20 protein-coding genes and 1 pseudogene are annotated in these 24030 nt (G+C 54.9%); 10 read left to right on the top strand and 11 right to left on the bottom strand.

The genetic code is table 11. From position 1 onward, the window contains the following. Positions 1–166 precede the first annotated feature (166 nt). Positions 167–1102, bottom strand: coding sequence for a LysR family transcriptional regulator (locus HNQ95_RS28340; protein WP_182575767.1), 936 nt, complete (start codon positions 1100–1102; stop codon positions 167–169). A gap of 120 nt (positions 1103–1222) precedes the next feature. Here HNQ95_RS28340 and HNQ95_RS28345 point away from each other — a divergent pair, with 120 nt between their 5' ends. From HNQ95_RS28345 to HNQ95_RS28360, 4 genes are all read left to right on the top strand, one after another. Next, positions 1223–2644, top strand: a complete 1422-nt coding sequence (locus HNQ95_RS28345) for an MmgE/PrpD family protein (protein ID WP_312871038.1) — start codon at positions 1223–1225, stop codon at positions 2642–2644. Positions 2645–2682: 38 nt separating this feature from the next. Next, a complete protein-coding gene (locus HNQ95_RS28350) occupies positions 2683–3855 on the top strand; it encodes an acyl-CoA dehydrogenase family protein (protein WP_182575769.1) in 1173 nt (390 codons plus the stop codon). 73 nt (positions 3856–3928) lie between these two features. After that, positions 3929–4618 (top strand): HTD2 family dehydratase, encoded by a 690-nt coding sequence (locus HNQ95_RS34310; RefSeq protein WP_512747409.1) that lies wholly within the window; start codon positions 3929–3931, stop codon positions 4616–4618. Between the two features lie 438 nt (positions 4619–5056). Beyond that, complete coding sequence (locus HNQ95_RS28360; protein WP_182575770.1) at positions 5057–5998, top strand: LysR family transcriptional regulator; 942 nt, start codon at positions 5057–5059, stop codon at positions 5996–5998. A gap of 73 nt (positions 5999–6071) precedes the next feature. On the opposite strand, the pseudogene HNQ95_RS28365 reads toward HNQ95_RS28360, so the two are convergent. The 10 genes and pseudogenes from HNQ95_RS28365 to HNQ95_RS28410 form a co-directional block, all read right to left on the bottom strand. Continuing rightward, a pseudogene (locus HNQ95_RS28365) lies at positions 6072–6395 on the bottom strand (IS630 family transposase); the annotation flags it as partial. A gap of 13 nt (positions 6396–6408) precedes the next feature. Next, the gene (locus HNQ95_RS28370) at positions 6409–7209 is read right to left on the bottom strand and encodes an HpcH/HpaI aldolase/citrate lyase family protein (protein WP_182575772.1); all 801 of its coding nucleotides are present in this window, start codon (positions 7207–7209) and stop codon (positions 6409–6411) included. Between the two features lie 138 nt (positions 7210–7347). Beyond that, a complete protein-coding gene (locus HNQ95_RS28375) occupies positions 7348–8868 on the bottom strand; it encodes a fumarate hydratase (protein ID WP_182575773.1) in 1521 nt (506 codons plus the stop codon). Between the two features lie 103 nt (positions 8869–8971). Then, positions 8972–10363, bottom strand: a complete 1392-nt coding sequence (locus HNQ95_RS28380; RefSeq protein WP_182575774.1) for an aldehyde dehydrogenase family protein — start codon at positions 10361–10363, stop codon at positions 8972–8974. A 5-nt stretch (positions 10364–10368) separates the two neighbouring features. Then, entirely contained in the window at positions 10369–11589 is a 1221-nt protein-coding gene (locus HNQ95_RS28385) for an NAD(P)/FAD-dependent oxidoreductase (RefSeq protein WP_312871039.1), read from the bottom strand. A gap of 381 nt (positions 11590–11970) precedes the next feature. Then, a complete protein-coding gene (locus HNQ95_RS28390; RefSeq protein WP_182575776.1) occupies positions 11971–12291 on the bottom strand; it encodes a 2Fe-2S iron-sulfur cluster-binding protein in 321 nt (106 codons plus the stop codon). A gap of 23 nt (positions 12292–12314) precedes the next feature. Then, positions 12315–13517, bottom strand: coding sequence for a cytochrome P450 (locus HNQ95_RS28395; protein ID WP_182575777.1), 1203 nt, complete (start codon positions 13515–13517; stop codon positions 12315–12317). 324 nt (positions 13518–13841) lie between these two features. Then, entirely contained in the window at positions 13842–14576 is a 735-nt protein-coding gene (locus HNQ95_RS28400) for an antitoxin Xre/MbcA/ParS-like domain-containing protein (protein ID WP_182575778.1), read from the bottom strand. 240 nt (positions 14577–14816) lie between these two features. Then, the gene (locus HNQ95_RS28405) at positions 14817–15581 is read right to left on the bottom strand and encodes an amino acid ABC transporter ATP-binding protein (RefSeq protein WP_281381320.1); all 765 of its coding nucleotides are present in this window, start codon (positions 15579–15581) and stop codon (positions 14817–14819) included. Next, entirely contained in the window at positions 15565–16458 is an 894-nt protein-coding gene (locus HNQ95_RS28410) for an amino acid ABC transporter permease (protein WP_210283873.1), read from the bottom strand. Before HNQ95_RS28410 ends, HNQ95_RS28405 begins: the two co-directional genes overlap by 17 nt. Positions 16459–17061: 603 nt before the next feature. Between HNQ95_RS28410 and HNQ95_RS28415 the strand changes: the two genes are divergently transcribed. The 6 genes from HNQ95_RS28415 to HNQ95_RS28440 all read left to right on the top strand — a co-directional run bounded on the left by HNQ95_RS28415 (position 17062) and on the right by HNQ95_RS28440 (position 24016). Continuing rightward, the gene (locus HNQ95_RS28415) at positions 17062–17910 is read left to right on the top strand and encodes a transporter substrate-binding domain-containing protein (RefSeq protein ID WP_182575780.1); all 849 of its coding nucleotides are present in this window, start codon (positions 17062–17064) and stop codon (positions 17908–17910) included. Between the two features lie 167 nt (positions 17911–18077). Continuing rightward, positions 18078–18476, top strand: a complete 399-nt coding sequence (locus HNQ95_RS28420; RefSeq protein WP_182575781.1) for a GFA family protein — start codon at positions 18078–18080, stop codon at positions 18474–18476. A gap of 153 nt (positions 18477–18629) precedes the next feature. Next, a complete protein-coding gene (locus HNQ95_RS28425; RefSeq protein ID WP_182575782.1) occupies positions 18630–19652 on the top strand; it encodes an adenosine deaminase in 1023 nt (340 codons plus the stop codon). A 264-nt stretch (positions 19653–19916) separates the two neighbouring features. Then, positions 19917–21083 carry a CaiB/BaiF CoA transferase family protein gene (locus tag HNQ95_RS28430; protein ID WP_182575783.1) on the top strand — a complete coding sequence of 389 codons (1167 nt, stop codon included), beginning with the start codon at positions 19917–19919 and terminating at the stop codon, positions 21081–21083. Between the two features lie 606 nt (positions 21084–21689). Beyond that, on the top strand, positions 21690–23012 hold the full coding sequence (locus HNQ95_RS28435) for an LLM class flavin-dependent oxidoreductase (RefSeq protein ID WP_182575784.1): 1323 nt from the start codon (positions 21690–21692) through the stop codon (positions 23010–23012). Positions 23013–23044: 32 nt separating this feature from the next. Further along, positions 23045–24016 (top strand): flavin reductase, encoded by a 972-nt coding sequence (locus HNQ95_RS28440; RefSeq protein WP_182575785.1) that lies wholly within the window; start codon positions 23045–23047, stop codon positions 24014–24016. Positions 24017–24030: the final 14 nt, after the last annotated feature.

Consider the following 24030-nt stretch of genomic DNA (forward strand, 5'->3'; position numbering starts at 1 on the left):
ATCTTAGCATGCACTTGGTAATTGGCAGCTGGCAGCCTCGCGTAAGGTTGGAAGATCCGGGAAATAGCGCTTGAGCTGCAGTTCGGCCCGCAAAGCGGGGAGTCAAAATCGTCGAGGAGGAGCTATGGCCTCCTTTCGAATCCATCGTCAAAATCGAGGTTTGCGGTCAATGCTCGCTCATAGAAGTCTGCGGCTTCAAAGCTGAGGCCGCGTGCGTCACGAGATGATCCACAAGGTTGCGTGCAAACATAGGCAGGCTATCGAGCCTCTGCGTGCAGATCTTAAGTTCACGAACAGCCCAGGAATTGTTCAATGGGACGATGGATATGGAATGACTTGACCTAAGTCGCGATGCGGCAGATTCCGGCAGAAGTCCAACACCCACGCCCGATTCAACCATTCGGCAGAGCGACTCGAAGCTCGATACCCGTATGCGGATGTGGGGAGTTAGGCCCACACTGCCTGCAACGTTTTCGATGAAAGCATGGATCGCGCTCCCTCTCTGCAGGGACACGAAGCTCTCACGGACTACGTCTGCAAAATCGACACTCGCTTCCTTAGACAAACGGTGCCCGAGCGGCACCGCCAGAGCGAGCCGATCGCTCCTATATGGGATGAGCTCAACACCTTCCGTCTCAGTGTCGCCTGCGAGTATGCCGATGTCCACGGTGCCGTCAGCAACCGCTCGAGCGATCTCGGGACTGAGCCGCTCTTCAAGATCGATGTCCACCATTGGGTGAGATGCCAAGAAGGTCCCAAGCGCGGCAGGCAAGATTTCGGTAATTGCGGTCGTATTCGCAAAAATTCGGACTTGTCCTTTCAGACCGCGAGAGAATGCCTGGAGGTCTCCGTGAAGCCGCTCTAGGTCTTGAAAGACGCGGCGGGCATTTAATAGCAGCGCCTCTCCTGCTGGAGTGAGCGTTACGCCTTGGCTGTGACGCAAGAACAAACGTGCACCCAATACTTCCTCAAGATTCTTGATGCGCATTGATGCGGCGCCGATGGACAGGCACGTATTGGTGGCGCCTCGCGTGAGATTGCCGACCTCTGCGACGTTCATAAAGAGCCGCAGATCCAATAGGTCGTAGCGGATGCTCGCCATGCACAATCCTACTCTGTTCAGCTACGCCAAAAGCGCAGTTCCCGAATAACGAATTGCACCAGATCACGCCACATGTTGCTTCTAGGTGCGAAAGGCATTTTGACTTTAGGAGGGACGGTCGTGTCACAGCCAAAGCAGCAAACGCATTCTTTCAGTGCACTTCTGGCTGGATTTGCTTCCGAATTGACTTTCGCCGCTGTTCCGGCGGCCGTCATCGATCGAGCGCAAGATTTGTTCGTCGACTGGGTAGGGTCGGCCCTTGCTGGAAAGGGAGGCCGACCAGTCGAGATCATCGCCAATTTCTGTCGATCGATGGGCCCGGCAGACGGGCCGTGTGAGATATTGATCGAACGGAGAGGCACCAGTGCTCTGTTTGCCGCCATGGTGAACGGTGCAGCATCGCACTATGTCGAACAGGATGACGTACACAGCGGCTCGGTGTTGCATCCCGGTGCTGTGGTGTTTCCTGCGGCTCTAGCCATCTCGCAGGAGATCGGCTCTTCGGGGCACGATTTTCTTACCGCCTGCGTAGCTGGCTACGAAGTTGGTATCCGTGTCGGTGAATACCTCGGCCGATCGCACTACAAGGTGTTCCACACTACTGGTACTGCAGGTACGATCGCCGCAGCCGCTGCAACTGGGCGCCTTCTAAAATTATCCCCGGACCAAATGCTGGACGCGTTTGGGTCAGCAGGAACTCAAGCGGCGGGCTTGTGGGAGTTTCTGCGTGATGCGGCAGACTCCAAACCACTCCATGTCGCGAAAGCAGCCGGGAGTGGACTAACCTCAGCCTACTTGGCCAAGAGCGGATTCACTGGGGCAAAACGGATTCTCGAGGGCCCCCAGGGAATGGCGAAGGGGATGTCGACGGACGCCAATCCAGACAAGCTTGTGGATGGACTAGGCTCTCGATGGGCGTTGGCAGAAACGTCGTTCAAAATACATGCTTCGTGTCGTCACACGCATCCGGCCGCAGACGCTTTGCTAAAAGCAATGCGTGAAAACGATCTGAGTGCAGGGGACATTGCCGAAGTAACTGCCCTGGTCCATCAGGGTGCGATCGACGTCTTGAGTGCCGTGGTCAGCCCTGCAAACGTGCACCAAGCCAAATTTTCCATGGGCACTACTCTTGGCCTCATCGCGGTCTACGGGCAAGCCGGGTTGTCCGAATTCGAGCACGGCTTTCGTAACCAGGAAGTTGCTGAATTTCAGCAATGCGTGCGGATGGCCCTGGATGCCGAAGTTGATCAAGCTTACCCAGTGCGATGGATAGGAAAGGTCCGCTTGCGCACTCGCGACGGGCGCATAATCGAAGTGAGAGTGGACGCGCCAAGGGGAGACCCTGTCAACGCGCTCTCCCGCAGTGAGATTGAGGACAAGTTCCGCAGACTTGCGGCCTTCAGCCAAGCAACTGACACAAGTGAGACGAATACCTTGCTGTCTCGCCTTTGGCAGGTCGATCGCGCCAGGCAGGTCAGTCTTTTGATTCCGCGGAATCCTTCTCGAAGACGATCCCCCAACGGACCCAAGCCACAGGCTTGAGAAATCGATCATCAGTCGTCGAAGGAGGTTCAATTACCATGGCAATCAAAGACATCGATCAAGGCGAGGATATAACCCAAATTCGACATGGGATTCGGAAACTGTGCGAGAGCTTTACAAATGAATATTGGCGGAGGCTGGACCGGGAAAGCTCGTATCCAACTGAATTCGTGAGATCCCTCTCGGATGCTGGCTATTTGGCGGTGCTCATTCCGGAGGCGTACGGAGGTTCTGGCCTGTCTCTTGCGGCAGCTGCGGCAATCTTGGAAGAAATCCAGCGCGCTGGCGGAAATGGAGGCGCGTGCCATGCCCAGATGTATATCATGGGCGCCCTGCTCAGGCACGGCAGCGAGGCGCAGAAGCTAAGATACTTGCCAGCCATCGCGAGCGGCGAGCTTCGATTGCAGGCCTTTGGCGTAACAGAGCCGACGAGCGGGACTGACACGACTTCGATCAAGACCTTCGCTCGGCGCGAAAAAGATCATTACATCGTCAGAGGGCAAAAAGTCTGGACCTCACGAGCAGAGCACTCAGACTTGATGTTGCTGCTTGCCCGGACCACCCCAAAGGAGGCAGTAGCCAAGCGGACCGACGGCATTTCCGTCTTTATCGTCGACATGCGGGAGGCGCTCAAGGGTGGCATGACCATCAAGCCGATCCGGACCTTGATGAACCATGCGACGACAGAGGTATTTTTCGATGACGTGCGAATCCCGGCTGAGAATCTAGTTGGCGAAGAGGGGAAGGGTTTCCGCTACGTCCTCTCCGGAATGAATGCCGAACGCATTCTGATTGCTGCCGAATGCGTAGGGGACGCAAAATGGTTCATCGAAAAAGCGTCGGAATATGCGAGCAATCGTGTGGTGTTCGATCGGCCTATCGGCCAGAACCAAGGGGTACAGTTTCCTATCGCCCGCGCATACGCGCAAATGCGAGCTGCCGAACTAATGGTTCGCCAGGCAACTATTCTTTTTGAGAGTGGCCAGGACTGTGGCGAGCAAGCCAATATCGCAAAAATGCTGGCTGCAGACGCATCATGGGCTGCGGCCGAAGCTTGTGTTCAGACACACGGTGGCTTTGGCTTCGCTGAGGAATATGACATCGAGCGCAAGTTCAGGGAAACTCGGCTGTATCAGGTCGCCCCCATCTCCACCAACTTGATCCTTTCCTACATTGCCGAACATGTGCTCGGCATGCCGCGTTCATATTGAGGAATCTGGCCGTCGGCTTGCCGGAATAAGTAAGTCAGGAACGGGCCAGTGAAGCGATTGCGGAAGCACAATGATGGACATAGCTGAACTGCAGGGGTGGATAGGCAAATCCGAACAGAGAACCGAGGAACTGACTGGCGGCTTGGTTGAGCGCTTTCGTGCAACGATCGGGCACCTAGCGCCAAACGAGACGGAAAGCGTGCCGCCTGGAGTGCACTGGTGTCTGGCTATCTCGGCGGCGGCTGCAAGTGAGATCGGTCCGGACGGGCATCCTAGCGATGGCCACTTTCTCCCCCCGCTAAAGTTGTCTCAACGTTTGTGGGCAGGATCTACGCTGAGGTTCGTGGAGCCTTTGCAGATTGGTGATCGTGTAAGGCGTACATCGCGAATAACGGACATCTTGGAGAAGAACGGACGGAGGGGGCGACTAGTCTTTGTGACCGTCCAGCATGAGATCACGACAGATCGCGGAATTGCGATCAGTGAGCGCCAAGACATAGTTTTTGCGGAAAAGAGACTGAGCAACGCTACGTCGAATGAGCTGCGAGTTGATATGCCCGTAGCTGAGCACAACCTTTGTGTCGATGCGACGACAACTCTCTTGTTCCGGTACTCGGCGTTGACTTTCAACGGGCATAGAATCCACTATGATCGTGACTATGCGTGTGAGGTTGAAGGCTATCCAGGCCTCCTCGTACATGGCCCTCTCCAAGCCACTTTACTGATGAACCTGGCTGCGCGGATAGAAAAAGGGGCAGTCTGAAGACATTCACATGTCGGGGATTAGCGCCGCTCTTCGACGGCCAAAAGTTTACATTGAATGCCACTCATACCTCACCGGAGACGTTGATGCTTTGGTGTGCGGATGGCCAGGGAGGGATTACCATGAAGGCAGTAGCCGAACTGAACGGCTAACTGTTGATAATCCTGGGAAGCCACGTGGGCAAATCCAACGTGGGCTTCTCCGATCTGCAACGTCACCCGGTTGTCCAAGATGCGCCAAATGCGCGCAAGGGTGGTTTTCCTTTACGCAAGGTAATGAGCCGACTTGCAAAACGCTAGAGCTCCGCAGTAGAACGCCTTGCTATTCAAGCTGAAGTTAATAGGTTGGCGCTAGGAGGGGCCGTGCTCTGGTTCAGAGCACGGCTCAGCTTTTGAGTTGACTGCCCTGCGGGAGGTGCGGCGACGGCGGGAGAACAGTTTGGATATTCGGCAGCTACGCTATTTTGTTGCAATCGCGGAAGAAGGGTCGATGACCGCCGCGGGAGAGCGGCTCCACATCGCGCAGCCGTCGCTGTCCTTGCATGTGCGTCAATTGGAGGAATCACTGGGGGCGAAGCTGGTCACTCGGTCAGCGAAGGGAGTCGTTTTGACTGAGCAGGGGCAAATACTGTTGGCCCGAGCTCGGGACATCCTTCAGATGATCGAGAGAACCGAAGAGGATGTCCGCGCATCCTATGGGAATGTGACGGGGAGCGTTGCGTTCGGCATGCCTAGCTCTGCAGCGCTTGTCATGGGCGTGCCCTTGGCAGAGACTGTTCGGCTCGCTGCCCCTGGAGTGAACCTGCGAATTGCAGAGGCCATGAGTGGGTCAATTCTTGATTGGGTCACTACTGGGGAACTGGATCTAGCAGTTTTGTACGACGTAGCGGGCATCCGTCAGCTTTCGCTTCGGCCTATGCTAACTGAAATTGCGCACTTCTTCTCAGCGCCAGATAGTTGGCCTCTGAAATCAGAGCCCGGCGTGCCTGTATCTTTGAAAGAAATCGCACGTCTGGACCTGTTTTTACCGTCGCGCGCGCATGGCTTGCGTAAGCTAATCGACAGTGTTGCGAGATCAAACGGTGTGACGATTTCGCCCGTTCTTGAAATCGATTCACTGGCAAATATCAAAGCGCTTGTATCTCGCGCAAGTGGATATTCGATCTTGATGCCCGCAGCAGCGCATGAAGCACTGGCAGCTGGAAATTTGGTTTGTTCGCCAATTTGTGATCCATTGATCGAGCGAAAAGTATACTTGGCGCGCAACCCAGAAAAAACAATGACGCGTGCCTGTGATCTTGTGGAGCGCAATGCGATAAGCGTCGTAGAGGATCTGCTGGCGCGGGATTTATGGTATGGCGGTAAGAGAATTGAAAGGTAGCTCCCTCGGGCTTATCTAGCCCTCAGATTGTTGCTCCTAGAATACTCTAGTCGGAACTATCCGCATTCATGTATTCGCGTCGTATAAAACGCCACACTGTGTCCTGTGACACTTTTACTCCGCGCGCTGCGAGCTCGGTCTGAAGCGCATGTACTGACGGGCGCGGGGTCTGGCTAACTCTCTCCAGAATGAATGCGCTGTATGGCTCTAGCAGTCGCTTGCGGTGCCCTCCGATTTTTCCGTGATCGAATGAACCGCACATACGATAGCGTTGCGACCACTTCGCTACCGACGATATGGCTATGCCAAGTCGGGCGGCGACAGCTCGGCGGCTTTCTCCGGCTTCGGTCGCGTTGACGAGTCGTTCGCGCAGGTCTTTCGGCAGTGGTCGCGTCATCCTGGATCAGGTCTCAAGCATGGCTTCTAGCAAGGATCGAGCGCGCACGAATACGGACGGGCTCATCGACCATCGCTCCGTCAACAGCAGTAGCTCCTTCCCCGCTAGCGATAACCTTGTGGGCCCACGCAATTTCTGCTGCGTCGGGGTGAAAGGCGTTCTTCACAGGCTCAATTTGGTTGGGGTGAATGCACAGCTTTCCACCGAAGCCCAAGTTCGACGCGTACCGGGCATCGTCGATAACCATGGCAATGTCAGCGATTGATGTCGTGACACCGTCAATAGGTGCCAGTTTTCCTGCCAGACAGGATGCAAGGACTAGTTCTGAGCGCGCCAACAGCAACGAATCTCGTGTGTGTGAGCATCCGACGTCGGCACAAAAGTCCACTGAGCCGAACGCAAGACGGCCTATGCCGGACAGCGCTGCGATCTGCCTGGCGTCGGCAAGTCCTCTCGCCGTTTCGATTAACGCGACAACGCCGAATGTCCGCGCGAACGGGTAAGCGCAGATCTTTTCCAGAGTCCGTCCCAGCTCAGCCTTTGGGACGACAAGTCCGGACAAAGGCTTGTCAACGGCTGCAGCAACATCATCCCAATGCCACACTGTTCCCGCTGCGTTGATACGAACTAGGACTGGCAGTGTAGTGAAGTCCGCCCGCAAGTTCGATCTAGCTGTCTCCTTGGCATCGGCCGGGACCGCATCTTCTAGGTCGATGATGATGGCGTCCGCACCGGACGCAGCTGCCTTTCCGAACAATTCAGGGCGATGCCCGGGCACGAAAATTGGCGCCACGAAATTTAGGTTCGAAGTCATCTGGCCTCCTGAGCCGTTGAAAGTGCAAAAATAGTCCACCCCTCCTGATCGTGCCCGATACAAGAGTAGTTTTGAGATGGCCCCGTTCCGACCACTTTGCCAAAGGCTCAGTGCGGAGTACGCTCCAGGGAATGCCGATTAAGTGAGCGCAAGTGCCTTGTGGCGCCCTCGCCAGAGCATGGGTCCACTCTGGTGGATAGAGTTTCCCAGAGTATCGACGGCCACCATTACTGGCATGTCCTCGACCTTGAGCTCGTAAATTGCTTCCATCCCGAGGTCAGGCCACGCTGCGACACGGGCGGATTTGATAGCCTGAGCTACCAAATATGCCGCGCCGCCTACCGCAACGAGATACGCAACCCTATTCTTCGCAATGGTTTCCAATGCAGCCGGACTGCGTTCTGCCTTGCCGATCATCACGAGAAGGCCCGTGTTGGGAAGAACGGTTTCCAAGTAGCGGTCCATGCGGGTGGCCGTAGTTGGGCCAGCTGGACCGATGATTTCATCGCGCACTGGATCTACGGGACCAACATAGTAGATCGCCTTGTTCAGCAGGTTGACAGGTAGGGCTTCGTTTCGAGCGATCGCATTCGACATGCGTCGGTGAGCAGCATCACGACCTGTGTAAAGAGTACCTGATAACAGAAGTGTTTCTCCAGGTGCCCAACCTGAAATCATCTCCCGGCTTAAGTCATCCAAATTAATTCGCCGGAAGGGCTCGGAGGACATCTGCCCTATCTGCGGCCAGTGGGCTAGGCTCGGAGCAGGGAAGTGTGCCGGACCGGTGCCGTCTAACCGGAAGTGGACGTGCCTCGTGGCGGCGCAATTGGGTATCAGGGAAACGGGCAGAGACGCGGCATGACATGGGAAACTGCGCAGTTTCACGTCGAGAAGGGATGTCAGGCCGCCTAGGCCCTGTGCGCCAATGCCAAGGGCGTTGACACGGTCATAGATTTCGACCCGAAGTTTTTCGGCCTCCGTCGATGGACCTTTCGCACGGAGTTCAGTCATGTCCAAAGGTTCGTTCAACGCCTCCTTGGCGAGCAGCATCGATTTTTCGACGCTGCCACCGACTCCAATTCCAAGAATACCTGGAGGGCACCAACCTGCTCCGAGTGTCTCGACAGTCTTTACCACCCAATCGCTCACAGACTCGCCCGGGTCGAGCACAGCAAATTTGGCTTTGTTTTCTGAGCCGCCCCCTTTGGCGGAGACATCGACCTCGATCGCGTTGCCAGCTACCAGCTCCACGTGCACAATTCCGGGAGTGTTGTCCCCGGTATTGCTTCGATCAAAGAGCGGATCGCGGACCATTGATGCGCGCAATGGATTGTCTGCGGCTTGGTAGGCATCCCGCACGGCATCGTCGACTATCTCTTGCAGGCTACGCATACTGTTGATGCGAACGCCAATTCCGACCTTGAGGAAGACATTTGCAGTACCGGTGTCCTGGCACATCGGCCGATGGCCTAGGGCGCTCATCCTCGAGTTTTGAAGAATCTGGGCGATTGCATTCTTGGCAGCTGGAGCCTCCTCACGCTCATAGGCACTGAAGAGATGCTCGATGAAATCCTGCGGATGGTAATAGCTGACGAACTGAAGCGCTTCAGAAATGCTCTGGCGCAGATCGTTTTCTGAGATCACTGTCGCCGTGTCCATTCACTCGCTCCCTGTACTCCTCCTGGTCCACCACGCCCTGCATCGCGTCCGATATGCCTGCAGGGGCAGCGGACGCTCGTCCTAGACCATGGCCACGATCGCGTTAGTTCAACGCCTCAGACCGCCAGACCAGCATCTTTTCGACCTGCATTTCGCGCAGTGTATGCGGAATGCCGCCCGTACCTAGGCCGGAATATCGTGCCCCGGCGAATGGCATCCAATCCACCCTGAAAAGCGGGTGCTCGTTGACCATGATTGCTGTGCCGTCGAGATGACGATAGCACTTCATGGCGGTATCGAGGTGGCTTGTAAAAACGGACGCTTGGAATGAGAAAGGCAGGGAGTTAGCTCGCGCCAACGCACTGTCGATGTCGTCATAGCCGTACACGCATATCACTGGTCCGAATACCTCGAGGCGAGAGACATCCGCTTCGGGATCAGCATTGAGAAGTACGGTGTTTGAGTACGTGCTGTCTCCCAAACGCTTGCCACCCGTTGCCACCTGCGCACCAGAGCGGGACACCCAGTCCGCGACACGTGCCACTTCAGCGTGGGTGATAAGAGGGCCTACTTCCGTCTCGATCTTTGACGGATCTCCCGTGATCATCGTGTCGGCGACGCGTGACAATCCGTGAACTACGTCATCTAGAACTGAATTGTCGCAAAAGACCCGTTGCACGGACACGCATGCCTGTCCCGCATGCCAGAAACCTGCTCTGCCGAGGCGAGTGACAGCCTGCCCAAGGTCAGCGTCCGCCGCCACAATCACCGGGGCGGAACCACCATGTTCGAGGGCGCACCGCGCGCCTGGCGCCAAGTGCGACCGCAGTTTCCAACCGACAGACGCCGAGCCAATGAATGTCAAAAACGCGACCCGTGGATCGGAGACCATGGTTTGTACCACGTCAAGGTCGAGCGGCAGGAGCATCTGAGCCCACCCTTCAAGGAGTCCGGCTTCGCGAAATATCTCTATGATGGAACGGCAGCTAAGTGGGGTTTTCGGCGACGGCTTGACGATCACGGGGGCACCCGCGGCAACGGCAGGGGCTACCTGATGGATGACTAGGTTAAAGGGGTGGTTGAACGCCGAGATTGCGAGGACTACGCCAATCGGCTCCATCTGCGTGAATGCAACACGACCCGCCGATGTGATGTTGGTGTCCATTGGTACGACGTGGCCTGCTTCGTGCCTTAGACACTCAGCCGACAGTTCGATGCCGTCGATGCCGCGATCGACCTCGATAAGGGCATCGCGCAGGGGCTTTCCGGATTCCAAGGCAACCTGGAGTGCGAGCTCCTCGCGGCGCGCTCGCGTCAGCCCCGCTGCCCGACGCAAAATGGCTATTCTCTCGGGCTTTGGGATCCATGCTTTCCGGTCACGATAGAGCCGATAAGCGAGCTCAAGGGCCGCCTCGATTTCCGTGGCCGTTGAGACATTCATGGTGTCTAGCAGGGCCCCATCGTAGGGGGCGCGGACTTCGAGAGTTGTGGTCATTGTAATCACGCGGCTTTCTGCAAAAGGAGGGATTTCAAGTCGGTATTCGGGTCACGCAAGGTCTCGGCTGTAACCGCATGGTTTGCTGCGACGAGGCGCCGAGCGCACATATGGTCGGCAGGGCTGTTAATGCTGTCGGCCGCGATCACCCTGCCGCCCTTAAGATGAAACACGGTAAAACGGCCACTTTCAGGATCTCCGCGCGTCACGTAGCTCTCTGTACCTATCGGCAGACCCGTAGTTTGAAGTTTGACGCTACCTTGATCTGACCAGAACCAAGGGACAGAATCGTAGGGTTTGGGATCACCCAGCAAGGCGCCAGCAACTGTCTTGGCCTGGTCGATTGCATTCTGCACGCTTTCAAGTCGAAACTCACCACCCGCAAATCTATTGGGGTGCAGGGTGCAGTCGCCCGCCGCAAGTATCCGTGGATCGGAGGTTTGACCAAACTCGTTGACAGTTATGCCATTTGGGCACTCAAGGCCCGCGTCCTTGGCGATCTCGACATTGGGAACGCCACCCACACCAACTAACACCAAGTCCGCACGGACCTCGTCGCCGTTCGTTAGGCGCACACTTTGAACGCGCGAACAGCCGCCCAGGGAAGCTACGGCGTGCCCCTTTAGAATGCGAGTTCCCATGCTGCTGTGCATCGCCTCGAGCCATGACGAAACTAATGGCGCGACGGCTCGCGCCATGACACGGTCTGCGCCCTCGATTACGGTGACCGACTTTCCCATCGCTGCTGCCGTCGCAGCTACTTCGAGGCCAATAAAGCCGCCTCCTACGATCGCAACCTGGTGCGCGCACTCCAAGGCTGAGCGAAAGGTTAAGGCATCTGAGATGCTTCTAAGCGACATAACCCCTGCGAGGTTGCTGCCGGGTACTTGGAGGTTACGGGCGCGTGCTCCAGTGGCCATCACAAGATAGTCGTATCCCACTGTGCGATCGTTGGTTTGGACGAGCTGTGCGTCACGGTCAATCCGAGTGACTCGGGAGTCTATCAAGAGGTCAATTCGTTGCTCTGCGAGCGCCGCTGCCGAGCGCAGGAGCAGCCCCGCGGGCTCGACTTGCCTTTTGATAAACGCCTTGGACAATGGGGGACGTTGATACGGCAGTTGCTGTTCGTCGCCGATTAAGACCAGGTCGCCGCCAAAACCATTCTGCCGCAACGACGAGGCTACCTGCATACCCGCTTGGCCAGCGCCAATGATAACGATGCGCACAACTAACTCCCAGTTCTTGACCCGATTGTGTCTAAGTCTCTTAACGTTCAGATCCGCGGTTCGCCGTGCCGCAGTTTCCATCACTGTCTCAGAGCCCACACTTGGGAAAAGGGCGAATGACGTTTGGAACGAAACACCCGATAGTCGATGTGGTCCAATAGGGTTTGCGCATACGGGCCATAACAACGGCGACTGAACATGAAGGTCAGCCGCTGGAATCCGCGTGAATTGCGGGCCTGGCCGACGTTCGCATGCAACTGGTATGGCGGAATGCACTTGTAACCAGCCAAAGGCGCAGCTTGCCGATCGTTTCGAGGCTTCACAAAAAAATTGCGGGCCGCGATAGTCATGCGGCCCGCAAGGAGCACTGGGTGTCTAAGATTACTGGCTATCTGGAATAGTAACCGTAAGAGGCGGGTCGTCAGGATGTACCTTTACCTGGCAACCGAGCCTGCTTGTGCTCCGGGCTTCAGCCGTTGCGAATTCCAACATGTCCTTCTCGAATACATTTGGTGAACCGTATTTTTCAAATGCTTCGCTACTCAAATAGATATGACAAGTAGCGCATGCACACGCGCCTCCACATTCGCCAATAATTCCTGGGATGTTATGGGCAATGGCAGCTTCCATTACACTCATTCCGACGTCAGTGCGGACTTCGCGAGGTGAGTCGTTATTGCTAATATAAGTGATAGTAGACATAACCTACGACTTTCTTTTTATGATTACGGAAGCAGGTTGACCTTCATCGTGGCAACGCGAGAAACAAAGGGATCGTGTTCAGTTTCGAGAGTCTCCATTTGCGTGTTTGGGAAGCGCTCAACCAGCGCCCGCAACATTTCTTCCATCTCGATCTCAGCAACAAACTGGCCCAGGCAGCTGAATACGCCACCTCCATATGTTTGGATGTTTGGAGCGCGCTCTCGGTGGAGATCAAACTCGTCCGGGTTCGGAAACACTGTAGGGTCTCTGTGGGCCGCCCAGATGACCATTGAGACTGGCGTTCCTGCAGGAATAGAGATCCCGTCTACTTCGATCGGCTCGAGTGTTTCGCGGGTCGCCCGGACCGACCGAGAATGCAGGCGGATAGATTCCTTCACGGCGGCGGGTACCAATTCCGGGTCTGCTTTCACCGCCTCCCAAACATGAGGCCGGGAGAGAACCATCGCTGCAACCATGGCGATCTGGTTGGCCGTGTTGTCTGTGGATGCTTCCAAGATCATGGCCGCGAAGTCCCTTAAATGACCCTCGGTCCATACATCCTTGTCGGTTTCCGCAATCAGGGCACCCAAAAGGTTGTCCTGCGGATTTCGACGTGCGTCCGCGATTTGAGCGTCAATGTAGTCAAACAGCTCATGATAGCCGGACTCGATCGAGGGCATGAACGATGTGTCGCGTGTGAACACGCGCAACACCTGGTCTGAGATACGAGCGACAAAAGGCGCGTCTTCTTTTGGCGCTCCAACCCAATGGCAATACAGTCTCGACGGAATCAGGACCGCGAGGTCGTCGTAAAATTCGATTCCCCTGGTTTTCCCCTCAGCTACGAGGCCATCAAGGATGTCGTTGCAAATCACGCGGATAGTCTGGCGCATCTCCTCTGCCCTCGAGGGGCCAAGGTGGCGAACAAAGACCTGACGTATCGTAGTTCTGTCTTGAGTGAAGCCTTGCCCAACCAGCATCCGGCAGCGAAATTCGTATGTTAGTGTGCCTTGGATTCCCATGTCGTTCATGAACGACACCTGGTTGGTGCGCAGCCGTTTGTCGCGCATCAACTCTTGGGCAAGCTTGTAGGATACTACCTCTGCGCCATGTTTGCCGCGGTGGATGCGTCCGGTTGAGAGCGCTCGATCGTGCAACTCATTGGGGTTTTCTCGAAACTCCTTGCCTCGGAGATTCAAGATCGGCAGTTCTGAAAACGCAATCATTCGCTTGCTAGTCCTCTAATTGTTGACCGAGAGCCTAGCATGCAAGGGCAGCCAACGGTTCATATGGATTTATGATCACGGGCATTAAGAATGCCGATAATAAAGTGAAATCAATGCATTGGAGATTTTGTGAGCCGGCCGCTGCATGGGCGCGCGTGGCTAGCTGTGAGTGGGATTGGCAGTGGTGTCATGCGCCTATTGGCGGCGTTAGCGGGCTAATTTGCTTATGTGCCGATATGGCGAAGCCTTTGAACAAATGCCTTTTGGGGGAGCGCGTCTCATGCTCGACCGCGTAAAGCCCCGCTATATGGGTCTATCCAACATTCACGGAGACGTAGTGCGGCCTTCCTGCGAAAAGGCGCGCGCGGCCGCGATGACTTCCGCAACACGATCACGCCTGAGCATGTCGATAGGCACGCAACCATCGAGATCTGAAGAAGGGCGGCTTAGCCAATACCAACTGACACGTGGATCAGAGATTATCGAAAGCACATCCCGTATTCCGGAGACGGGCCGTCCATCGATGAATTGAGCCAGAGGGAATACGTGTTTGCGCCGCCCTGTGCGCAGTGCAATCACTTCGTTAAGTCGCTTCCACGAATGCAATGTCGATCGTGGAATACGAAGATATTCTTCCAGATACGTCTGCCCAACAACCTGTCCTGCCCAATCTTCCATCAACATGGAATCGAGCTCCCCACTCGGGCCACGGGCGTTTCTAGATGCGGACACGGACGAGTCAGGCGCCTTCAACGTGGCGCCAACTAGCTGGCCTTCATTCAACGTAAAACGACGGACTGCTTCGGTCGCGATCGCATGGACGACTTTTGTTGCTAAATCGGCCAGGTGGTTTTGAGTGGTGCTGGGGGAAAGGTCATTGATTGGCGGTAGAACGGAGATCGATGCTGCCTCCCGCCAATCAAGACTTCCCGCTGAGCTTAGCTCGTTTGGGCCAAAAACATTGCCCAAATGCACTAAGGCTCGATCTATCTCATCGCTAATAAATCTTGCGAATTCGCGTTTGCTGTTTTCGGACACATGTTCAGTTTCTATGCTCATTTTGCAACCTCGATATGTCTCTTGACGTCGAGATTGCCCAACGCCTCCTGTTCACCATTTCCCAATGTCGACAAGCCTGTTGCCGTGGCGGCGTGTCTATGAGCCCAATGCATGCGCGAGCCGTCGTCCAGGCGGCCCCTCGCCGAAGGGATACCTGATAGCTGTTCGCAGGCCAGTTTGCTGTTTCGCAATTTGGCACCAACGCCTTTGTGTCTGGCGGATGGCGCCGGGTTTTCCGTACTAGGCCCGTACTGCGGAGAGAAACTCGCGCGTACGTTCATTGCGCGGGTTTGATATCAGCTCGTCAGCGGTTCCCTCTTCGACGATTTGGCCGCCATCCATGAATACGACACGATCCGCGGCTTCACGTGCGAAACTTATTTCGTGCGTCACGACTATCATCGTCATCCCGGAGGCCGCCAAGCGACGCATGACTTGTAACACCTCGCCGACCAGTTCTGGATCCAGTGCTGATGTGGGCTCATCGAAAAGGATCAGGCGGGGCTCCATTGCCAGGGCGCGTGCAATTGCAACGCGCTGCTGCTGACCTCCCGAGAGCTGACCTGGATAGTAATCAGCTTTTTCTGCTAGGCCAACCTGCTGCAGCAGCTCCTTGGCCTTTGCGCGGCTTTCGGCCGGGTCCTTGCGCCTCACTATAATCGGCCCTTCGACTATGTTCTCGGTGACCGTCTTGTGTGGGAACAAATTGTATTGCTGAAACACCATGCCAATTTGGGCGCGCTGCTGTGCGATTTCCCGGTCAGGCAGTTCGTGCAATACAGAACCCGTCAGTCGATAACCGATCACGTTATCGGCCACTTTGATCAATCCACCATCCACCGTCTCGAGGTGATTGATGCAACGAAGCAAGGTGCTTTTGCCGGATCCCGATGGTCCGATAATGCAGACGACTTCCCCTTCGTTGATGTCCAATGAAACACCGCGAAGCGCCTGGAACGAACCGAATGCCTTTACGACGTTGTTAATTTCAACCAGCTTTTTCAACGGAGTTCTCCACCCTGCTCGAATGAGTTTGATTAGACTTGTTGTAATGTTTCTCGATTTTGGATTGGAAATAGCTCAGAGTTGCAACTACGAGCAGATACCAGAATGCGCACACAATCAGCATTTCAATAACGAGGCCGTTCGCGTAATAAATGGTTTGCGTACTGTAGACGATGTCTTGGTACTGAATAATGCTGGCGAGGGACGTGTACTTGAGCATGCCGATGGTTTCATTGCCAAGCGGAGGTACGATTACCCTCATCGCCTGTGGCAATACGATCCGGCGTAGGGTCGCCCCTCTAGTCATTCCGATCGATTTGGCGGCCTCAACCTGTCCGCGACCAACGGAGAGCAGTCCACTCCTGATCACTTCACTGGTGTACGCGCCTTGTGAGATACCAAAAGCAAGAAGCGCTGCTACAAAGGGTGTAATCACTTGCGTTGTTTCGAATGATGCGATTCCAGGAACCACTATCCGAGGAAAGACCAACGCGAGATTATACCAAATAAGTAGCTGCAATAGTATTGGTATCGATCTGAAGAAGAAACGATAGCCGCTGGAGACGGAGCGCATCAAAGGATTTTGCGAGTCCGTCATTAGTGCACTTGCAAGTCCAAGCGCAATACCAGCAACCATCGAAAAGAACGTGAGGATGATCGTATTGATCATTCCATTCATGATGGCGCTATCAAATAGATATTGCCTCACCACAAGCCATTGTATTTGACCAACCGCAAACGCGTGTGCAATCAAAGCTAGGGCGACGATGAGAGCCGCCGATATTACATAGCGAGCGTACGGTATGTGCTTGGCAACCACATAGGGTGACGCGCTGATGGGCGCCCCCGTTGGTTTGGTGGCTGATATCGTGTTCATAGAACCTCCCATGCGTACTGTGGAGCATCTGCCCCAATTCGAATTTCCGTACGCCAACACACCACCGTTGCGCGCTGAGTCAAATAACAAGATCACATGGCCGCCATAGGAATCCTCAAGGACGAACGGTGATCCTGGCGGCGAGCGCGATCCTGGGAGGGCTTAGAGGGTTAGCTGGATCATGGCGCGCATGCCACCTGATCGTCTTTCCAGGCAGGGCGTAAAGACCGGTCTGCAGGCCGTTTGCCTGGGTTCGATGCCGCTCGCGATTCAATCGTGACGACACAAGATGTCTCTGGAGCGTAGGGTGCCTCCCGACCCCTGCGGTCCGCCGGCGCCAGCGGCCACTGGCTCGTCGTAGCCTAGTTTTATCACATGTCCCCCATAGCGACTATCTATTGGACTGTGGGCCGTTTGGGACATCCAATGCGGCGGAGAGTGCATAGATGGCTGCACGACCGGATTGCGCACTGATCAGTTATCCCAGCCTCTCGCATGAGAACTGCTGGAGCAGGCCTTGCCTATCAGGTTCTCGGAGCCAACGACGCTTGCGCCTAGACAGCAACTCTCGGCGTGGTTGGCAATTTTTTGGAGGAGAATGATATGAAGAATCGTGCCGGGATTACCTTGGGACTGATCAGTGGATTTATGGGCGCTATGCTTTCTGGAGGCGCGTTTGCTCAGGAAGTCCAGTTGCCTCAAAAATTTAAGGATGCAGGCGTAGTTAATGTCGGGATTGAATTGACCTATCCGCCGATGGGTTATTCGGATCCGGAAACCAAGAAGCCAACCGGTGTGAATATTGAGCTGCTGCACGCATTGGAGGCGAAGCTCGGAACGAAATTCGAGTATGTCAATGTTAGTTTCGCCCAGATTGTACCTGGACTGACTACGGGTCGACTGGATTTTCATGGCGGGTCCCTGAACGATTTTCCGTTTAGGCGCGATAACTTGTCGTTCCTCGATTTCTTCAAGTCGGGACCTCAGTTCTTTGTGCGTGATGCGGATTCCAAAGACATCCAGGCGCTGGCAGATTTGTGTGGCCGATCGGTGGGGAACGCCCGCTATCTCTCTGTTTTCAGCGATGTCATCAAGCAGGTCAGCAAATCGGAATGCGTGGACAAAGGCAAAGAACCAATCAAGGAGATTACCGAGGATCTGCCTGTGCAGCTTGGTCTGTTGCAGAAGAGGTATGATGCGGCAATCGTGACTACCGAGGCTCTCGTTTATGCCAAGAAGCTTGAGCCGAACAAGTTCCGGAACTTGGGTGGGGTTGTCCGAGAGTGGCGTGCTGGGATGGTTTTCTCCAAAAACTCGGCTGAGCTTCGTGACGCGGTTCAGGCCGCGATGAACGCCCTGATCGCAGATGGTACCTATTCGAAGGTGCTTGCAAAGTACGGCATTGCCGACTCAGCACTTGCGACCACTTCTATCGACGCAGGCGAACTCTAGGTTCCAAGCCGACGAGCTGAGTCTGGGGTGTCCGGTCTAGTCCGTGATCCCGTGGATTCCCTGCTGCTCTCGATAGACGGCAGCCGCCAGGCCATGGGGCTAAATGCCCTCATGGTTCTGGCGGAGAACCTTTTCACGACGTCAACATCTGAGGATGGAGGGCAACCTTGCCAATTCACGGTTCATGCCAATGCCAACGCGTTCGCTATGAAGTCAAGCAGCTGAACGGACCAATGTTCCATTGCTTTTGCCAAAGTTGCCGTAAGTCGCATGCATCAGACCATAATACTGCGGCACCAGTCGCAAGGAGTGACTTCCAAGTTGTGAGTGGAGGTGACGCATTGAATAGCTACGAATCTACTCCCGGCAAGCTGCGATGGTTCTGCTCTTCCTGCGGGACACATATTTATGCTGAGCGTCCGCAAAAACCTGAGGTTGTTGTAGTTCGCGCAGGCACCTTTGATTCTGACCCTGGTGTTGTGCCAACGCATAGCGTGTGGATGTCTCATGCCAGGCCTTGGTTGTCATACGACGCAAGCAAGCCGACGTATCCGGAATGGCCATAGTTCCTTTGGGGGCAATTGACGCGACGCGCTAGGTGTTCGCGACTCAGGCACCCGCGAGCTTTGGCGTTCGAGCGACATTGCTGTCGCATGCTTTGATCCTAGTAGGAACTGCGCGGCGATGGCCAGCGTTTCCGATCAGAAAGAGAAGAACACATGGAAGGCCTCTACGCTTTCATTGATGGCTTGCCAAAGGCAGAGCTTCACATGCACCTGGAGGGTAGCCTGGAGCCCGAAATGGTGATGGAGCTTGCGAGGCGCAATTCGGTAGATGTGCCCTGGGCATCTGCTGATGAACTTAGGTCAGCGTACAGCTACACTGATCTAGATTCCTTTCTCGCTGTATTTTGGGGTGGCTGTCGCGTGCTGCGTCATGAGCAAGATTTCTATGAAATGGCCATGGCGTACTTCAAGCGTGCTCGACAGCAGAACGTACTTCATGCTGAAGTATTCATCGGTCTTCAGAGTTTCATCCCATTAGGTGTGGAAATGGCGTCTATACTGGACGGCATTACGCGAGCTCGTATCGACGCCGAAAAGGAAGTTGGGATAACTTCAAGATTGATGGTCAACATTCACCGTCATCGTCCGGAATCTGCGGCCTTCGATCTTTTGAGCCAGGTTGCTCCTTGGTGGGATCAGATCGCTGCATTCGGACTTGCCGGACCAGAGATGGGCAATCCTCCGTCTCGCTTTGCCCGGTTTTTCGGTGCCTGTCGAGAAAGCGGATTTCGAGTCGTCGCTCATGCGGGCGAGGAAGGGCCCTCGTCATATGTGCGAGAAACGGTCTCGCTGCTGAATGCAGATCGTGTCGACCACGGGAACGCCTGTATCGATGACATGGAACTTGTTCAGGAAATTGCACTTAAGCAAATTCCATTAACTCTTTGTCCGTTCTCAAATCTAAAACTGAATGTTGTCAATTCGCTTCGGGATCATCCTTTGAAGAGATTGATGAATCATGGTGTAAAAGTAACTATTAATTCCGACGATCCATCTCTGTTTGGCGGATACATCAACGAAAATTTCAAGGCGTGTTGCGATGAGCTTGAACTATCTAAAGATCAAGTCGTGGAGATTGCTCGGAACAGTTTCACAGCGTCTTTTTTGTCAGAGGCAGAAAAGCACAGATATTTGGGCATTTTGGACGGATATGTCGCCGGAGGCACTGCTGTTTGATCCGACGACAGGGTCATACGTGCATTTTCTCAACAATGACCGACCCGTCAACGGGCTATGGAACCGACGGGACAGCTCGTCGTTGCGAGAGCCGGCCGAGCAGCAGGCTTCTGAGGCAAAACTCGCTTCGGGTGCCAAGCGATAGCAATACTGTATGACGGCCCTATGGCCTAACTATTTGCTGTTCTGCTGAATGTCAGCAATGTGATTAAAGCGGGCAAAACGCTCCTTTCAAAAATAACACTTGTATAATTGGCATGGGCGATGAAAACAGATCTTGAAGGAATCCTGGTTGTTTCCATTGAGCAAGCGGTTGCAGCACCGTACTTGTCCTGCAAGTTGGCAGATGCGGGGGCCAGAGTATTGAAAATTGAAAGGCCGGAAGGAGATTTTGCTCGGCAATATGACCATTTGGTGCATGGGGAAAGCGCGTATTTCGTCTGGCTGAACCGCGGCAAGGAATCCATCTGTCTCGACCTGAAGCAAGAGTCGGATAGAGCCGTACTTATGAACATGGTTAGCCGAGCCGACGTATTCATCCAGAACCTCGCCCCTGGCGCAATCGATCGAATGGGTTTTGGTGTGGATCTGCTGCGTCAAAGGTTCCCGCGGCTTATTACCTGCTCGATCTCTGGGTACGGTGACGAGGGTCCTCGGCGCGAGGCAAAGGCATACGACCTGTTGGTGCAGGCTGAGAGTGGTCTCTCCGCAATCACGGGTAACGAGCACGGTTTGGCACGGGTGGGTGTCTCAGTTTGCGATATTGCCGCTGGCATGACAGCGACGCAGGCGGTGCTGCAAGCTCTTTACGCTCGAAGGGAGACAGGAGAGGGGCGCCACGTGGCCGTGTCGCTCTATCACGCGTTATCCGATTGGATGAACGTCCCCTATCTACAGTTCGTTTACGGCGGGAAGACACCCGTTCGAAGCGGCTTGAACCATCCTACCATCGCGCCATATGGGGCTTACACATGCGCCGACGGCAAGGCGCTGCTGTTCTCAATTCAGAATGAGCGTGAATGGGTCAACTTCTGCGGCGAGGGGCTCGGGCGGCCGGAACTGGCCACTGACGAACTATACTCTTCCAACAGTCGTCGCGTGCAGAACCGTGAGAAGCTGGACAGCGAGATCGTGGCAATCATCTCGACCTTGGACCGAGATCAATTTGAGGCCAAACTTCAGAAGGCAAGCATTGCCTTCGGGCGAGTCAGTACGCTTGATGAGGTCGTCGTGCACCCGCAGAATCGCTATGTGTCCGTCGATACTCCGACGGGGCCCGTTCAGATGCTAGCGCCAGGAGCGGTGGTAAACGGCAATGCCCCCACACTTGGTTCGGTGCCAGCACTAGGCGCAGATACAGAACGGCTTCGACGTGAGTTTTCTGCGCTGAATGCAGCAGCTTACGCCGACAATCCCTCGAAGGTTGCTTGAAAAGGCTGCCGATAGGATGCGGGTGCGTCCTCGATAGAAGAAACGTTGAGACGGCGTTCGCGAACAAGCCATCGTCGTCTCCATACTGTTCGCAAGCCAGGCTTCCTAGCGCGCTGGCAGTGCTGAGATGGCATTGTGCCGCGCTTGGTCAACCTAATGGCTAAGCGGTCAACTCTTCGTCTGGATCTGGGTCACCGCGGGTCGAGGGGAGTTGACGTACCGTTCCGCCCTGGCTCCTCTCCCGGCCAGGGCGGAACGAGTTTGCGAAGCATACCCATGTTTCCAAACTTGCACCTTGGTGAGATCGCCTGCGTCCGCTTGCTGTTGAGCGATGGCTCCACAGGCCGGGATAGTGGCCCCCCAATCGATCTATCTTCTACCGCGCTTCGATTGCTGTCCCACAATGCGACGCGAAACGCGCAAGCCGTGTCGCCCCGCTAGCGTGGCATCTTCTTGTGCGAACCTGACGACCGATGCCTAGGCCTGGTCCGCCTTCGAGCGTTCGCGCTGCTTTTGAGGCAGCGCAGTGAAGCGAAATTGATCCTTGATGCTAGAGCAGAAAAGCGCGCAACAATATGCGCGTATTCTGAAACAGAGGCGGGACATATGAAGAGGAAGATGCACCTAGGCCTGTTCCTTCATGGAACAGGAAGTCACATCGCGGGCTGGAGGCCTACGGGTGCTATAGCCAGCAACCAAGATTTCGAGGCGTTGAAAGCGATTGTTCTTGAAGCTGAGCGCGCCAAATTTGACATGGTGTTTGTTGGAGACTCGTTGAGCTCAGACCCGTATGCACATCCGTCTTATGCTGCACGGCTCGAGCCTCTGACGCTCCTGGCTGCCCTGGCAGCCAGCGGGACGAAGTTCATCGGATTGGCGGCGACTGCATCAACTACTTATTGCGCTCCGTACACCATTGCCCGTGCATTCGCGTCCTTGGATCACATTAGCGGAGGTCGGGCTGCATGGAACGCAGTTACTACGACGGATGCAGCGGCCGCCGCAAATTATGGTGTCGAGCACCCAAATCACGCCCAGCGATACCAAATCGCCGGGGAGTTTATCGATATCGTCAAAGGTCTTTGGGACTGCTGGGAAGACGATGCAATTGTCGCTGATCGACAAACTGGAACTTACATCGATCCCGAAAAGGTACGTCCCCTTGGGCATGAGGGGCAGTATTTCAAAGTCAAAGGTCCGCTGAACATTGGCCGCTCGCCGCAAGGCCGTCCTATTGTAATTCAGGCGGGCGGTTCGGAGGCGGGAAGAGCTCTGGCCGCACGAGTAGCCGATGTCGTCTTCTCCGTAGTCCAAGACTTTGGCGAGGCACAAAAGGACTACGCAGCCCTCAAAAGTCTGGTGGAGGCTTCAGGAAGGCCGCGCGATGCAGTTACCGTGATGCCAGGGGTGATGCCAGTGGTCGCCAAGTCGGACAAGGAGGCCCTAGAAAAGCTGAACATGCTCCAGAGCTTCGTGGACAACAAAAACGGGATCCACATTCTTTCCGACAGACTGGGCATCGACCTAACTGACTACAATCTAGACGGTCCAATACCTGAGGCTGGATCTACGGATACCAGTCACGCTTTTGCGCGGGCAATTTTGTCCAAAGCTCGGCGCGAAAACATGTCCTTGCGCGACGTTTACAATCTCGTAGCGGCATCGCGTGGGCATTGGGTGCTATGCGGATCGCCCGAAACGATAGCCACGACGCTCATCGATTGGTTTGAAAATGGTGCTGCGGACGGGTTCAATGTAATGCCTGCCTATTTTATAGATCAACTGACGGAATTTGCAGACCAAGTTGTGCCAATTCTACAAGAAAAAGGCGTTTTCAGAAAAGAATACACTGGAAGAACGTTGAGAGATCATTTTGGATTGGAGCGCGCTAAGAGAAATAATGCGCTACCGCTCGGCACACAGATCTAATGTCAAACAATTCTGGTGAATGGAAAAAGAGGATGGTTCTTCAATCTCCCAGCAAATCAGAGGATCTTCTAAAGAGCCTCCGGCGCTGTCTAAGCCAATATTCGACGGGGGTCTCGGTCGTCACCGCATGCGTCGACGGAGTGCGGATTGGCATCACGATGAACTCATTTGCATCAGTGTCGCTCGATCCGCCCCTAATCTTGTGGTCAATCCGTAAGCAGTCGACCAACTTTCAAGCGTTTAAGAGCGCGCAGTACTTCGCGATTAACGTTATGTCGTCAGAGCAAATTGATGTGTCTCAGCACTTCAGTAAATCTGGTGAGGACAAATTCAGTTCGGTGAAGGTGACGGATGGCAAGTTCGGTTCGCCAGTGATCGAAGGTTCTTTGGCAGTTATCGAGTGCAGTACCGATACGATGTTTCCGGGCGGTGATCATATGATCGTAGTCGGGCGAGTCGAGCATTTCGAAACCAGCCCAGGTGAGGCACTGATCTTTTCCCAGGGACGGTATGTCGTCGCTCAAGATCATCCAGCGATGGCCGCAGACCCAGCGCTGCTACCCAGATCGAGTACAAACGGTGCGCAGAAGCAATCTGCCGAGTTATTCCCCAGTCTATATTGGGCATTTAATTCGATGTCGCTAAAATTCGAAAGTCATAGACAAGAACTCGGCCTCGACATTCCGAAAACACGGGTGCTTATCCAGCTTTTTAACAATCCAAACATCAGCGACGAAGCGCTTTGCGGACTTTGCTATCTATCGCGAAGTGCGACGACGGCCGCTGTTGAGCAGCTTCTGGCATCTGGGCACGTGAGCAGAGGGCAAGGAAGGCTTCTGGCGCTTTCTGAAGCAGGCGTTGCGCTTCGCAAGATACTGGCGGTGAGAGAAGTCGAATACGAGAGGACGCGCGTCAAGCACGTTCCAAAGCATGATCTCGATGTAGCAAGAGGCGTTCTCGACGCAATCGTCTCGGGGGAGTTCCGCGTTCAATACCAGAAATAAAAACAAATGCTTAG

The sequence above is a fragment of the Aminobacter ciceronei genome (assembly GCF_014138625.1).
In the GTDB taxonomy this organism is placed as follows: domain Bacteria; phylum Pseudomonadota; class Alphaproteobacteria; order Rhizobiales; family Rhizobiaceae; genus Aminobacter; species Aminobacter ciceronei.

What these genes read in the sequence shown, in the direction of transcription:
- HNQ95_RS28415 (WP_182575780.1), top strand. Translation starts at nt 17,062, where the DNA reads ATGAAGAATCGTGCCGGGATTACCTTGGGACTGATCAGTGGATTTATG.
- HNQ95_RS28400 (WP_182575778.1), bottom strand. Translation starts at nt 14,576, where the DNA reads ATGAGCATAGAAACTGAACATGTGTCCGAAAACAGCAAACGCGAATTC.
- HNQ95_RS28370 (WP_182575772.1), bottom strand. Translation starts at nt 7,209, where the DNA reads ATGACTTCGAACCTAAATTTCGTGGCGCCAATTTTCGTGCCCGGGCAT.
- HNQ95_RS28390 (WP_182575776.1), bottom strand. Translation starts at nt 12,291, where the DNA reads ATGTCTACTATCACTTATATTAGCAATAACGACTCACCTCGCGAAGTC.
- HNQ95_RS28435 (WP_182575784.1), top strand. Translation starts at nt 21,690, where the DNA reads ATGAAGAGGAAGATGCACCTAGGCCTGTTCCTTCATGGAACAGGAAGT.
- HNQ95_RS28440 (WP_182575785.1), top strand. Translation starts at nt 23,045, where the DNA reads ATGGTTCTTCAATCTCCCAGCAAATCAGAGGATCTTCTAAAGAGCCTC.
- HNQ95_RS28380 (WP_182575774.1), bottom strand. Translation starts at nt 10,363, where the DNA reads ATGACCACAACTCTCGAAGTCCGCGCCCCCTACGATGGGGCCCTGCTA.
- HNQ95_RS34310 (WP_512747409.1), top strand. Translation starts at nt 3,929, where the DNA reads ATGGACATAGCTGAACTGCAGGGGTGGATAGGCAAATCCGAACAGAGA.
- HNQ95_RS28425 (WP_182575782.1), top strand. Translation starts at nt 18,630, where the DNA reads ATGGAAGGCCTCTACGCTTTCATTGATGGCTTGCCAAAGGCAGAGCTT.
- HNQ95_RS28350 (WP_182575769.1), top strand. Translation starts at nt 2,683, where the DNA reads ATGGCAATCAAAGACATCGATCAAGGCGAGGATATAACCCAAATTCGA.
- HNQ95_RS28395 (WP_182575777.1), bottom strand. Translation starts at nt 13,517, where the DNA reads ATGATTGCGTTTTCAGAACTGCCGATCTTGAATCTCCGAGGCAAGGAG.
- HNQ95_RS28340 (WP_182575767.1), bottom strand. Translation starts at nt 1,102, where the DNA reads ATGGCGAGCATCCGCTACGACCTATTGGATCTGCGGCTCTTTATGAAC.
- HNQ95_RS28410 (WP_210283873.1), bottom strand. Translation starts at nt 16,458, where the DNA reads ATGAACACGATATCAGCCACCAAACCAACGGGGGCGCCCATCAGCGCG.
- HNQ95_RS28430 (WP_182575783.1), top strand. Translation starts at nt 19,917, where the DNA reads ATGAAAACAGATCTTGAAGGAATCCTGGTTGTTTCCATTGAGCAAGCG.
- HNQ95_RS28375 (WP_182575773.1), bottom strand. Translation starts at nt 8,868, where the DNA reads ATGGACACGGCGACAGTGATCTCAGAAAACGATCTGCGCCAGAGCATT.